We start from the raw sequence: 14,031 nt of genomic DNA on the forward strand, positions 1-14,031 counted from the left end.
ACCATATAAAAAACACCTCACCATTTATTATGATGAGGTAATTTTACCTTGAATAGATGGTGTTTCACAGCCGGTCGATTATTAACTGCTTACAGTACTGGGCACTCTCGCCGTAAAGTAAAGGAGGTGATCGAACGCGCAAAACAGGCTGAGCTTGTGCTACCTATCGATTCGGAACTGACTGATACACAGGTTGGGCAGATCCTATTTCCAGAGCTCTCACCCGAAACGACTGGCCGTGAACGCCCCGATTTTGAGTATATGCATAGGGAGTTAGGCAAAAAGAACGTCACATTGTCTTTGTTGTACTATGAGTATCAGACAAACTGTCGAGATTCTGGTATGATTCCATATTCATATCGTTCCTACTGCCGGATGCATGGCACATTTGCGCAGAAGTATAAGGCCACAATGCGTATTCGCCGCAAGCCGGGAGAACTTATGGAGGTCGATTGGGCCGGCTCGACCTTGACCATAATTGACGCAGACACAGGTGAAGAATTAACGGCATATCTTTACCTGGCCGTTCTTCCTAGCAGTCAGTATAGCTATTGTGAGTCATTCTTAAGCATGACTATGCCAGACTGGATTCGTGGTCATGTTCATGCCTACGAATACTTTGGTGGTGCTACAGAGATACTAGTGTCAGACAATTTGAAGACTGGCGTTAACAATCATACGAAATTCGATCCTGTCTTAAACCCAGTCTATCGCGATATGGCAGAACATTATGGCACTGTGGTGATGCCAGCACGAGTACGTCGACCAAAAGACAAACCCAAGGTCGAAGGCACTGTCAAGGCGCTCTCAACTTGGGTTGTCGCAGCTATGAGGAACCAAAAGTTCTTCACACTAGAAGAACTAAATCAGGCCATCTGGTCGAAGTTACGGGACTTCAATCAACGGCCTTTCACCAAAAAATATAAAGCATGTCGGAATCGAGAGGAAGGTTTCATCACTGAGGAGAAATTTGCCCTCCTGCCACTACCGACAACACCATTTGAGATGGCAACATGGAAGATAGCCACCGTACAACCAGACTACCACATTTTGGTGGATCAAATGTTTTATTCAGTACCATTTCAGTACATTGGCAGTCAGGTGGACGTTCGCCTAACCAATACATTGATCGAGATATTCTTCAAAGATAGCCGGATTGCCTCACACGTAAGGCTTTACGGTCGTAGTGAACAATTTTCAACTAATCAAGACCACATGCCGGAGGCACATAAGCTATATGTTTCGCACACACCAGAAACCAGTCGTAGCTGGGCATTATCAATCGGTGAACATGTCAATGATGTCGTTGAATATTTTTTAAATCATATGCCAGAACGACAAGCCTTGCATAAGATCTTAAGTCTACAAAGACTTGGTAAGAAGTATGGCGCAAGCCAACTTGAAGCCGGCTGCGCAGAAGTTCAGAAGGTCGCGCAAGTGCTGACGATACGAATCATTGAGCGGGTGTTGATCAACCATAAAAAGAATCAGTCACCAGCACAGACAGCGAAACAATCAACGGAAGACTACGGCTTCACCCGTGGCGCCAACTACTTTGGAGGAATCACTCATGATCAATCAAGAAACGACTAGAAAACTACACGAAATGCGTCTTATACCCATGATCGAAGCGTTGGAATCACAGGAACACATTGAAAATATTCGCCAAATGAGCTTTGAAGATCGTCTGGAGCTCTTAGTTGATGTCGCCTACAATACGCGTCAAAATAACAAGTTAGAGCGCTTGATTAAAGATGCTGGATTCAGTACAACTGCGCCAGCTATCAGTAATATCGATTACCAGCCTGATCGCCAATTAGATCAAGACGTCATCAATAAGTTGGCAACAGGTGCTTATATCAAAGCACACCACAACGTATTGCTCATGGGTGCTTCTGGTAATGGGAAGACCTGGTTGGCGACTGCTTTAGGTATCGCAGCTTGTCGGCAATTCTACAAAGTGCGGTATGTACGCTTGCCCGAGCTAATGGATGATTTACTTGTCGCAAAAAACGAAGTTAATGGTGACTTCAAGAAGATCCTGGTGAAATACGGCCGTCCCGTTCATAGTCCGAATATAATCGTCTGCATGACTAAGATAGGTTTGGTAATGCATCTTCGAAAAATGAAAATCAAATGGCATTGGCTCAGTAAAAACACGTAAATTCCGTTGTAATAAAATGTGAAACTCTAAGCCCTTGGCAGGACTGAGCGGGCAAAGCTCGTTGATGGTTACGGACATAATTTTCTTTTTTATTTTTGCCGATAGTGGTCGCTTGACAACAACCAGATAATCTAAATCACTCACCATCGGATGGTAACACCCCATCGCGTATGAACCGTGCAAATATATCCCAATCAGATTATCAGTCAGGATTTTGGTATATTCAGATTTTAACAGCGACGAACGGGACGGATGAGGATTTGACAGCTCACTTAATGATTACTAAGAAATACGGAGTGGTTCTAACCGGTCGACCTATTGATGACGTGTTTTGTGCGGTGCCCCAACAGGCTTATTTTCGTAGCATTCTTTTTGATATTGGTGACGCTGACCAGGAGATTATCTCAAAGCCGATGTACATGATATTGAACTTGTGTCGAGCGTTGGCTTTCAAAACCGATGGATTGGTGACTTCCAAGCTTTCCGGAGGAGAATGGGCATGTCATTTTCTGCCCACCAGATGGGAATCGTTGGTACAACAGGCGTTAGCAGAGTATTCTTGCCCATCTAAGACAAGCACTCAATATCGCCATCAAGAATTAGTTGATTTTGCAAAAGAGATGCTTAAACGCATTAAGGAATGAAAGCAGTCTGATGTTTGAAAGTTAAAGCAAAGTTGTGTGAAAAATGGTAAAATGTAATGTACTGATTTAGTTAAAATACCGTTGCCTGTATATAGTAGGCTTAGAATTCTCGCGCGAAAGGAGTTATACACGATGGCAACGATTCAATGGTTCCCGGGTCACATGGCCAAAGCGCGCCGGGAAGTTCAAGAACAATTAAAACTAGTTGATCTTGTGATCGAAATTTGTGATGCACGAATTCCTGAGAGTTCGCGCAATCCGATGATGAACGAGATTGTTCAACAAAAACCACATTTATTAGTTTTAAATAAAACTGATTTAGCTGATCCTAAACAAACAAAGGCTTGGCAACAATATTATGAGGCCCAAGGGCAGGCGACAATTGCGACGGATGCACAACATCAAAATCCGTTAGGTCCCGTACAAAAAGCTGCTAACGAAATTTTAAAAGATAAATTAGCACTGCGGGCGCAACGCGGTATTAAAAATATGACGATTCGCGCCATGTGCATAGGTGTGCCTAATTCGGGAAAATCGACGTTCCTTAATCGGTTAATTGGTAAAAACGTTGCCGTCACTGGCAATCGACCGGGTGTCACGAAGAATCAAAGCTGGTTGAAGACCAAACAAAACTTAGAAATTTTAGATACACCGGGAATTTTATGGCCCAAATTTGATGATCAAGAAATTGGTGTTAAATTAGCTTTAACTGGTGCGATTAAAGAGGGGCTTTATCATGAAGATGATGTCACGTTATTTGCATTGAATTATTTTCGTCAATATTATCCTCAGGTTCTAACTGACAAGTTAGGTGTAAATCCGAAGCAACTTGAATTATCTGATCCTGATTTATTGTTGGTGTTAACCAAGAAGTTCGGTTTTAAAGATGAGTATGAGCGGATGGCTCAGAAAATCATTCTTGATTTACGCAAAGGCAGTTTAGGTCGCATTACTTTGGAACAGGCGCCAGTTAACGCTGCAGAGGTTTAGTCAGTTGGCGAATTCAATTAAGGAAATCAAAGCGCAACTTGCCAACAATCCGAGTACTGAACTGCTGGCACAATTAGCGACTGATCCGCGTAAAGGTGTCCAAGCAGCGCTACAACAATTGCAACGACAGCAGGAAAAATTAGTCGTTCGCCAACAAGCTTTGCAAAATCGATTAGTCATGGAGCACGAATTGTGGCCAAATTACCCCTTAATTGCCGGTATCGACGAGGTTGGGCGCGGTCCATTAGCTGGACCCGTCATTACCGCAGCCGTGATTCTACCCCACGATTTTGCTGTTTTAGATGTAAACGATTCTAAACAATTATCTGCTAAGAAACGTCAAGAACTATATTTAAAGATTTGTGCCGTGGCAATTGATATTAGTCTTGGCATTGCTGACGCACAAATGATTGATCGCGAGAATATTTATCATGCGACTGAATTAGCTATGGCTCAAGCGGTGGAACATTTATATTACCAACCACAATATCTTTTGGTCGACGCGATGCATGTACCAGTTGCGCTACCCCAGCGCAGATTAATTAAGGGTGACGCTAGATCGGCCAGCATTGCAGCTGCTAGTATCGTTGCCAAGCAAGTTCGTGATCACCTAATGACGATGTATGACCGTGTTTATCCAGGCTATGATTTCAAAGATAATGCCGGTTATGGCACACAGAAGCATTTGGCAGGTCTGGCCGCGTTAGGCAGTACACCAATTCATCGCCAATCATTTAGTCCCGTCAAACAATATCATCATTAATTAAAAAAATTCAGCAATCACTTGCGTATTTAAAATCGTAGGTGATTTTTTTATGAAAAAAAACGATGTTTTACTGGCTGCCAAAATGAATCCAGCCTGGCGTTATCAAGATCAATTTAAATTAGTGCAATTGTTGAGCGCAAGTTCGGAAAAAGTCCCCTTGACCGATTGGGAGACCCTTAATTTATGGTTGCGTGCACAACTGACATTTTTTCCCAGTTGGTTGGTTCCAATATCAACAGTTGAGAAGTATCTCACCATTTTTGATGCAGATTACCCAATTGAATTAGCGGAAATATATCAACCACCATTATTGTTATTTTATCGTGGTCGCCGTGAACTTTTAAGACGACGTAAGCTAGCCATTGTTGGCGCGCGCATGTGTACCACATACAGCCAACATTGCTTGCGGCGATTATTGCCAGAGTTAATCCAAGCAAATCTAGTGACGGTGAGTGGCTTAGCTAGTGGGGTAGATACACTAGTTCACCAAGAGACTTTAAGATCAAATGGGCAAACCATTGCCGTGATTGGCAATGGGCTCAATGTGGTTTACCCGCAAGCCAACCAATTATTACAAGAACAAATTGGCCAGGTCGGTTTAGTCATATCTGAATACTTGCCAGATGCACCGCCACAAAAGTTTCATTTTCCCCAGCGTAATCGAATTATCGCTGGACTGGCCGCGGGTACATTAGTCACAGAGGCTAAACAACGGAGTGGGTCACTAATTACCGCCAATTTAGCTTTACAAGAGAATCGCAATGTTTATGCACTGCCTGGTGGGATCTTTGCGCCATTATCACAGGGAACTAATGAATTGATTCAAGCCGGTGCACTACCAGTTTTGTGCGCACAAGACATTATTGACGATTTACAATTTTAAATCCTTTTTAAGTTGTTATCTGACTAAAAATGATCATTTTTAATCGTTAGAAATTTCTGATGGTTGACAAGTTGCTGAAATCTAGCTTATGATTATTTCCGATTTGATTACCGCTGTTCATTGACGGTTATTATAGTAGATAACGGATCTAGGAAAGGAGTTTTTGCATGGCCACGAAAAATCTTGTGATTGTGGAATCCCCAGCAAAAGCCAAAACGATTGAAAAATATCTCGGTCGTAATTATAAAGTCGTCGCCAGTTTAGGACATGTGCGTGATTTACCTAAAAGTCAGATGGGTATTGATATTGAACATGATTATGAGCCTCGCTATATTTCAATTCGCGGTAAAGGTGATGTGATCAAAGGTTTGAAGTCGGCGGCAAAAAAGGCCGATCATATTTATCTGGCCGCCGATCCCGATCGTGAAGGTGAAGCGATTGCTTGGCACGTTTCCCACTTACTTAATTTAAATCCTGAAGATAATAATCGGGTCGTCTTTAACGAGATTACGAAAGATGCCGTTAAGAACGCTTTTAAAACACCACGTAGCATTGATATGAATTTAGTCGACGCTCAACAGGCCCGGCGGATTTTGGATCGGTTAGTCGGCTATTCAATCAGCCCAATTCTTTGGGCCAAAGTCAAAAAAGGGTTGAGTGCCGGACGAGTGCAATCAGTCGCCTTAAAATTAGTAATTGATCGTGAAAGGGCCATCAATGCATTTATCCCCGAAGAATATTGGAGCTTGGCTGCTGAATTCCAAAAAGGGCGCGGCAAGAAATTCGCGGCTAATTTCTATGGCTTTGATGGCAAGAAACAACCATTAGCCGATAATGATGCTGTTCAAGCTGTTTTACAAAAAGTTGACAAAAGTGACCCCTTTATCGTTCAAAATGTCACTAAAAAAGAACGCAAACGATTTCCTGCAGCACCTTTTACTACCAGTTCCTTACAGCAAGAAGCTAACCGACGCCTGAATTACAAAACGCGCAAAACCATGATGATTGCCCAACAATTGTATGAAGGCATCAATTTAGGCGGCAAAGAAGGTACCGTTGGTTTAATCACTTATATGCGGACTGACTCGACAAGAATTTCGTCGATTGCCAAGCATGAAGCTGCCACATACTTACACGAAACATTAGGCGAAGCATATGCAGCAACCAAATTACGCAAAACTAAGAATCCTGAAGGCGCTCAAGACGCTCATGAGGCGATTCGTCCTAGTTCAGTGATGCGGACACCAGAGTCATTGAAGGCTATTTTGACGCGTGATCAATTCCGGTTGTATCAATTGATTTGGTCCCGATTTGTGGCTAGTCAAATGACACCCGCGGTATTTGATACTGTCACCGTTAATATGGTGCAAAATGGCGTGATCTTCCGTGCTAATGGTTCACAGATGAAGTTTGCTGGTTTTACGAAGATTTATCAATCAACCACTGACGAATCGAAAGATAATTTATTACCACCGTTAGAAGTCGGCGATAATGTCAAAATGGTCAAAACAGATCCGCAACAACATTTCACCCAGCCGCCAGCGCGCTACACCGAAGCTAGTTTGGTCAAAGCACTGGAAGAAAATGGTGTTGGTCGACCTTCAACTTATGCACCAACGATTGATACCATTCAGAAGCGTTACTATGTTAAATTAAATGGTAAGAGTTTTGAACCGACTGAATTAGGTGAGATTGTCGATAAAATCATCGAAGAATTTTTCCCGGATATTGTTAATATTGACTTCACAGCCAAGTTAGAAGACGAGCTTGATGGCATTGAAGAAGATAAAGAAAATTGGGTCGATGTGGTTGATCGTTATTACAAACCATTTGCCCAAGAGTTAGACAAGGCCGAAAAAGGAATCGAAAAAGTCCAAATTAAAGATGAACCAGCGGGTTTTGACTGCGATATTTGTGGTGCACCAATGGTAATCAAAATGGGACGTTTCGGTAAATTCTATGCTTGCAGTCGCTTCCCCGATTGCCGTAATACCAAGGCAATTGTCAAAGAAATCGGCGTTGTTTGTCCTAAGTGTGGCAAGGGGCAAGTGATTGAGCGTAAATCAAAACGTAATCGAATTTTTTATGGGTGTTCCCGTTTTCCTGATTGCGATTTCGTAACCTGGGATAAACCAGTTGGACGTGATTGTCCAGTTGATGGGCATTACCTCGTTGAGAAGAAAGTTAAAGGCGGTCGCCAAGTGATTTGTCCCAATGGCGATTATGAAGAACAAGTCCAGAAATAAGACTTAGATTGTGCTTCAGTTAATTAGTTACATGGCGCACTTTAATTGAAACGTGCTGTAAGCTACTGGTGACAGTGTATTTAAGCGTGAATCTCCTTGCGTTAACACGCAATGATCTTCCCGTTTAAATGCATGTCACCAACCCGTAGCTTTTCGCACTCTAATAAAGGATGGTTACTAAATGTCAGATACGCCCGTTGTTAATGTCGTCGGCGCCGGTTTAGCCGGTTCTGAAGCCGCTTGGCAAATTGCCCAGCGCGGAATCAAAGTCCGCTTATACGAAATGCGACCGGTGAAATCAACACCGGCGCATCATACCGATCAGTTTGCGGAATTGGTGTGTACCAACTCATTACGTGCTAATCAAGTCACCAATGCGGTAGGCTTGCTAAAGGAAGAAATGCGTCGCTTGAATTCCTTAGTAATGGCGGCAGCTGACGCCAATGCTGTTCCTGCTGGTGGTGCTTTAGCAGTTGACCGCGATAACTTCTCTGGTCAAATTACAACAACGCTCCGCAATCATCCTAATATTGACGTGGTTGCTGAAGAATTGGGTGAATTTCCTGAAGGGATTACAGTAGTGGCAACCGGTCCCTTAACTTCACCAGCGATGGCCAACCAAATTCAAGCTTTGAATGGTGCTGAAGGGTTACATTTCTACGATGCGGCTGCACCAATTTTAACGAAGGAATCGATAGACTTTAACAAAGTTTATTTGAAGTCGCGTTACGATAAAGGTGAGGCGGCATATTTGAACTGTCCAATGACACGTGATGAGTTCATGGCCTTTCGCGATGCCTTAGCAACTGCTGAGCAGGCGGAAATGCACGGCTTTGAAGACGATCAAGTTTTTGAAGGGTGTATGCCAATTGAAGTTATGGCGCGTCGTGGTGAAAAAACGATGTTGTTCGGCCCCATGAAGCCAGTTGGTTTAGAAGATCCTAAGACTGACCGACGGCCTTATGCAGTTGTCCAATTACGTCAAGATAACGCCGCTGGTAGTTTATATAATATTGTTGGTTTTCAGACCCATTTGAAGTGGGGTGAACAACGACGTGTCCTTCGAATGATTCCTGGTTTAGAAAATGCCGAGTTTGTTCGTTATGGTGTGATGCATCGCAATACCTTTATGAATTCTCCAGAAGTGCTGAGCCCAACTTATCAATCAAAACGGCAAGCTGGTCTGTTCTTTGCCGGCCAGATGACTGGTGTTGAAGGTTACGTGGAAAGTGCTGCCAGTGGTCTATTAGCAGGAATTAATGCCGCACGCATGGCGCAAGGTGAAGAATTAGTAACCCTGGATCCTGCGACTGCTATTGGTTCGATGGCTAATTATATTACGCATACTAATGGTAAACATTTTCAGCCAATGAATGCGAACTTCGGTATTCTGGCACCATTACCTGAAAAAATCCGCGACAAAAAAACACGTTATCAAGCGTTAGCGGACCGTGCTCTTGATTCAATCGACCAAATTGCCAGCAATGTTAACGCTTAATACTTTTTACTCGAAACCTACGGCCAATATGTTAAAGTATAGATATTGGTTGGAGGTTTTTTGATGGCAGAAAAAGAATGGGTTGATCGTTTTGCGCGTTATTTAGTTGTCGAGCGGCAATATTCTGAGTTAACAAAAACAGCTTATTTAGATGACATTCAGGATTTTACAACTTTCCTAGAGAATAATGGTGGTCTAGCGTCTTATCAAGCTGTACATCAGTTTGAAGTGGAAACTTATTTAGCTGATTTAAATCAGAAGAAGTTATCACGAACAACAATTAGTCGTAAAATCTCAGCCTTAAGGTCCTTTTATCGTTATTTAGAAAATCGTAAGCTAGTATCACAAAATCCATTTGCGGCTGTTCAAATTAAGGGCCAACCGAAAACATTACCGCGTTTTTTTTATGAGCAGGAAATGCAAGTGCTTTTTGATTCAGTTCAAGGCGACGAACCACTGACTCAACGTAACCGCGCGTTGTTAGAACTTTTTTACGCGACCGGTATGCGGGTTAGTGAAGTTGCTAATTTAACGATTCAGCAATTAGACTTCTCAATGCGGATTGTTTTGGTTCATGGTAAAGGTAATAAAGATCGCTATGTGCCATTTGGTCACCATGCGCAACACGCCTTAGAAGCATACATTGCTGATGGACGGCAAAAATTATTGAAAAATCAGCCTGATCAGCATTTTGTTTTTCTCAACCGCTTCGGCAAACAAATCACACCACGTGGAATTGCGTATGCGCTAGAACAAATCATTAAAAAGTCTAGTTTGACTGGTGATATTCATCCCCATATGTTGCGGCATACGTTTGCCACGCATATGTTGGATCATGGTGCTGATTTACGAACGGTTCAGGAATTACTCGGTCACGCTAGTTTGTCCTCGACACAGATTTATACGCATGTCACCATGCAACATTTGCAGTCGGACTATCAACAATTCTTCCCCCGTGCTAAAGAAAAAAATGATCAGAATAAAAATTAAGTGAGGCAAATTTATGACCACAATTGTTGCTGTTAAACACAATCATCAAATCGCCATCGCCGGTGACGGCCAGGTTACGATGGGTGAGAAATATATTTCAAAAGGTACCGCCCACAAGATTCGCCGAATTTATGACGATAACGTGATTATCGGTTTTGCTGGCGGTGTTGCTGATGCGTTCACCTTAACTGATTGGCTAGAAAAGAAATTAAAGACTTATGGTGGTGACTTGCGCCGTTCTGCCGTTGAATTGGCCCAAGACTGGCGCAAAGATCCCACGTTGCAGAAACTTGAAGCAATGTTGATTGCCTTTGATAAAGAGAATCTCTTGTTAATTTCTGGAAATGGTGAAGTAATCGAACCTGATGAAAATGTCGTTTCAATTGGTTCCGGTGGTTACTTCGCGCAAGCAGCGGCGATTGCCATGACACGCCATGCTGCTGACATGTCCGCCACAGAGATCGCTCGCGAATCAGTTGACATTGCGGGTGGAATCGATATTTTCACGAACCACGATATTATGACGGATCAATTTTAGTTGAAGAAACACCGTCATGAACGTTAGCGTTTCTTGACGCTTTTACTAAGAACCGTCATTAAAAGTGAGATAGGAGACCGATAAATGCCTTTGGAAAAAACACCACGAGAAATCGTTGCGGCCCTAGATGACTATGTCATTGGCCAACACAATGCAAAACGCGCAGTGGCGATTGCCTTATATAATCGCTATCGTCGCCATCAATTAAATGAACAAATGCAACATGATATTACTCCCAAAAACTTGTTAATGATTGGGCCAACAGGTGTCGGTAAAACTGAAATTGCCCGACGTTTGGCTGCCATCGTTAACGCACCATTCGTTAAAGTTGAGGCTACGAAATTTACCGAAGTTGGTTACGTCGGCCGTGATGTTGAGGCGATGGTTCGTGATTTGGCCGAGATGGCTGTCGGAATCGAGCAAAAAGAAGCCTACGCTCAAGTTCGCGTTCAAGCTGAAAAGGAAGCCAATAAAAAGTTAATTCGTTTATTAGCACCCAGCGAGAAAAAAGAGAAGAAGCAAGCACAACCAAATAACATCATGCAAATGATGAACCAACTAATGGCGCAGCAGCCAGATCAAGAAACCAATGATGAAGATGACAACAAGGGTGTCTCTTCAGAAGTGCTGGATCAACGAATGGATCTAGCTGAGAAGCTTGATAAAGGTTTGTTGGAGAGCCGAGAAGTCACAATTAAAGTTGACGAGCCTAAAAAGGCCAATCAAATGAACAATATGATGGGCAGCATGGGTGTTGACATGGGTGACATGCTGGGTCAGATTGCACCGAAGCGCAAAATATCGCGGACGTTACCTGTTAAAGAGGCCCGGGAAGTTCTGATCAAGCAATTTTCTGAGAAGTTAGTCAACCAGGATGATCTTTATCAACGTGCAATTCAACGCGCTCAAGACGACGGTATCATTTTCATTGATGAAATCGATAAATTGTCGTCTAAGAGTAAGAACTCTGGCGACGTTTCTCGTGAGGGTGTGCAGCGAGACATTTTACCGATCGTTGAAGGTTCCCAAGTTAATACCAAGTACGGTCCATTAGATACTAGTCATGTTTTATTCATTGGGTCTGGCGCCTTTGCGCAAACGAAACCTAGCGATTTAATTCCAGAATTACAAGGACGTTTCCCTATTCGAGTTGAACTTAATGATTTAACAAAAAATGACTTTGTGGAAATTTTAACTGAGCCGCGTTCGGCCTTGATTAAGCAATATATTGCTTTAGTAGGTGCTGATGGTGTCAAATTAACATTTACTAAAGAGGCCATTGACAAAATTGCCGAAACTGCTGATGATGTTAACAAGCGCACTGACAATATTGGGGCGCGCCGTTTGGCAACAATTCTTGAAAAAGTACTTGAAGAAGTTCTTTTTGATGGCCCTGACATGCAAATGGGTGAAATTATGATCACCGAGAAGTACGTGGCTGACCGAATCGATGGTATCGTTGCAGATCAAGATTTGACCAAATATATCCTTTAATGAAGGTGATAAAATGCAAATCGAATTAAATAATGAATTTTACCATGTGGTGATGGACACTAAGGGCGCAGAACTACAAAGCGTCGTCGATCAGCACAATCACTACGAATTTTTATGGCAAGCTGACCCTAAAGTTTGGGGACGACATGCCCCAGTTTTGTTCCCGATTGTTGGTCGTTTGAAGAATGACGAATACCGCTATCAGGGACAAACTTACCATATGACACAACACGGCTTTGCTCGTGACAATGAGTTTGAAGTCGAACGGCAGACTGATCACAGTATCACATTTTTACTAAAAGATTCTGAAGCAACACGTCAAATTTATCCCTTTAAATTTGAATTTCGAGTTAAGTATTCGCTGATCAATCAGTTACTTAAAGTTAGCTATTATGTTACGAATCCTAGTACGACTGAACCATTGTATTTCGGCGTAGGTGGTCATCCAGGCTTTAGAATTCCCGTAACCGATGACACTAAATTCGATGATTATTTCCTCCGCTTTAAACCCAGCAAGAGTCGAATTCAAATTCCACTAGGTGTTGGCGGTGGTGTTGATTATGCTAAACGGACATTAGCACCGACTGATGTTGATTGGCAGATCAATCACGATGTCTTTGAAAATGATGCGTTGATTTTTCAATTGCAAGATGCCAATGAGGTCCAAATTATCTCTGACAAAACAGAACATGGTGTTTGCTTAAAGACCAAGGATGCACCTTATGTGGGAATTTGGTCAGCCTACCCAACAACGGCTGATTTTATTTGTATCGAACCATGGTGGGGTATCGCTGATTCGATTGACGCCAGCGGTGAGTTAACTGAAAAGTTAGGCATCAACAAACTCGATCCGAGCGGTGAGTTTAAAGCTAAGTATTCAATTTCGTTTAAGTAACTTATTCGCACTTGCGCAAATTTTACGAACTAGAATCTGGAACTATTATTTTGCGGTTCTTCGCGCTTACGTAAAGGTTGCATATGGAGTGTGGCGAGTATCGTGAGGGAAAATAAATACTTTCGCTGGAACGTGGTGGACACTGCTAACTGAATAGTTACGATCAGAACTATCATGTTGTGCTTCTTCGCGCTGGCGCAAAGGTTGCTCATAAAACGTGGTGCATTGTCGTGGCGGCGAAAGAATACTTAGCGCTGGAACGTAGTGGGCATTGCTTGAAGCCAATTTTTTCAAAATTGTCTACAAGACAAGCCTTATTGTAGGTGATAAATCACCAACAATAATGTCACTACTGAGCGGTATTCTTTCGCCGCCACTTAACAAGCAAGAGGGCAACCTTTGCTCGAGCGCTGAATTGACAAGTGGTTAAATTGCTTCCCAGAATTTTGAGAAGTACAAACTTGAAGTTAAATCACACCATATTATCTCTTTCGTCAGTGCCGGAGGGAAATCGCGGTCAGCTGTGAAATTGTCGTTAATGGTTTACCATTTACGACAAGGCCGAGCTTTAAGACAATCGTAGATTGGCTTAAAGTCGAACCCACAGCGTTCCACCAGCGTATTTCCCGTAGGCACGAAGAAATGCAGCATAACAGTTCTAGGTCCTAGTATTAGTATTCAAGACGAATTGGTTTTTGATTCAGTTCAAACCAGTGCTTGCAGCGCTCCACCAGCGTATTTTTCGTAGGCACGAAGAAGCACAACCATAACAGTTCTAGGACTTAAAACGCCACTAATTTTCGCAAATTCATGTTTTAAACCACAAAAAAAGGAATGATCATTGATTGCGATAATCCCTTTATGGTTGTCAGATGAAATATAATAATTCATCTGATGATTATGGAGGGATTTTTGTATGTCCA

General features: G+C 42.6%; 13 protein-coding genes. 12 read left to right on the forward strand and 1 reads right to left on the reverse strand.

Annotation, left to right across the window (positions count from 1 at the left end):
• The first annotated feature begins 48 nt into the window (after positions 1–48).
• The 12 genes from istA to EKM65_RS10470 all read left to right on the forward strand — a co-directional run bounded on the left by istA (position 49) and on the right by EKM65_RS10470 (position 13,108).
• On the forward strand, positions 49–1,593 hold the full coding sequence (istA, locus tag EKM65_RS10410) for an IS21 family transposase (protein WP_125608220.1): 1,545 nt from the start codon (positions 49–51) through the stop codon (positions 1,591–1,593).
• Entirely contained in the window at positions 1,571–2,164 is a 594-nt protein-coding gene (locus EKM65_RS10415; protein WP_225420457.1) for an ATP-binding protein, read from the forward strand. The genes istA and EKM65_RS10415 overlap by 23 nt, the downstream gene beginning before the upstream one ends.
• Positions 2,165–2,334: 170 nt before the next feature.
• Positions 2,335–2,808, forward strand: coding sequence for a DUF4111 domain-containing protein (locus EKM65_RS10425; RefSeq protein WP_125608222.1), 474 nt, complete (start codon positions 2,335–2,337; stop codon positions 2,806–2,808).
• Positions 2,809–2,940: 132 nt separating this feature from the next.
• The gene (ylqF, locus tag EKM65_RS10430) at positions 2,941–3,798 is read left to right on the forward strand and encodes a ribosome biogenesis GTPase YlqF (protein ID WP_125608224.1); all 858 of its coding nucleotides are present in this window, start codon (positions 2,941–2,943) and stop codon (positions 3,796–3,798) included.
• Positions 3,799–3,802: 4 nt separating this feature from the next.
• Complete coding sequence (locus EKM65_RS10435) at positions 3,803–4,561, forward strand: ribonuclease HII (protein WP_125608226.1); 759 nt, start codon at positions 3,803–3,805, stop codon at positions 4,559–4,561.
• 52 nt (positions 4,562–4,613) lie between these two features.
• Positions 4,614–5,447 carry a DNA-processing protein DprA gene (dprA, locus tag EKM65_RS10440; RefSeq protein ID WP_125608228.1) on the forward strand — a complete coding sequence of 278 codons (834 nt, stop codon included), beginning with the start codon at positions 4,614–4,616 and terminating at the stop codon, positions 5,445–5,447.
• 167 nt (positions 5,448–5,614) lie between these two features.
• Positions 5,615–7,693: a type I DNA topoisomerase gene (gene topA / locus EKM65_RS10445; protein WP_125608230.1), complete on the forward strand. Its 2,079-nt coding sequence runs from the start codon at positions 5,615–5,617 to the stop codon at positions 7,691–7,693.
• A 181-nt stretch (positions 7,694–7,874) separates the two neighbouring features.
• Positions 7,875–9,191 carry a methylenetetrahydrofolate--tRNA-(uracil(54)-C(5))-methyltransferase (FADH(2)-oxidizing) TrmFO gene (gene trmFO / locus EKM65_RS10450; RefSeq protein ID WP_125608232.1) on the forward strand — a complete coding sequence of 439 codons (1,317 nt, stop codon included), beginning with the start codon at positions 7,875–7,877 and terminating at the stop codon, positions 9,189–9,191.
• A gap of 63 nt (positions 9,192–9,254) precedes the next feature.
• A complete protein-coding gene (xerC, locus tag EKM65_RS10455) occupies positions 9,255–10,181 on the forward strand; it encodes a tyrosine recombinase XerC (protein ID WP_125608234.1) in 927 nt (308 codons plus the stop codon).
• Positions 10,182–10,194: 13 nt separating this feature from the next.
• Positions 10,195–10,719: an ATP-dependent protease subunit HslV gene (gene hslV / locus EKM65_RS10460; RefSeq protein WP_125608236.1), complete on the forward strand. Its 525-nt coding sequence runs from the start codon at positions 10,195–10,197 to the stop codon at positions 10,717–10,719.
• 84 nt (positions 10,720–10,803) lie between these two features.
• Positions 10,804–12,213 carry an ATP-dependent protease ATPase subunit HslU gene (gene hslU, locus EKM65_RS10465; protein ID WP_125608238.1) on the forward strand — a complete coding sequence of 470 codons (1,410 nt, stop codon included), beginning with the start codon at positions 10,804–10,806 and terminating at the stop codon, positions 12,211–12,213.
• 13 nt (positions 12,214–12,226) lie between these two features.
• Positions 12,227–13,108, forward strand: coding sequence for an aldose 1-epimerase family protein (locus EKM65_RS10470; protein ID WP_125608239.1), 882 nt, complete (start codon positions 12,227–12,229; stop codon positions 13,106–13,108).
• A 705-nt stretch (positions 13,109–13,813) separates the two neighbouring features.
• On the opposite strand, the gene EKM65_RS11505 is transcribed toward EKM65_RS10470, so the two are convergent.
• Positions 13,814–14,031 (reverse strand): hypothetical protein (locus EKM65_RS11505; protein ID WP_225420458.1); only part of this gene is annotated, 218 nt, incomplete at its 5' end.

This window comes from Lapidilactobacillus bayanensis, assembly GCF_003946695.1.
Taxonomy (GTDB): domain Bacteria; phylum Bacillota; class Bacilli; order Lactobacillales; family Lactobacillaceae; genus Lapidilactobacillus; species Lapidilactobacillus bayanensis.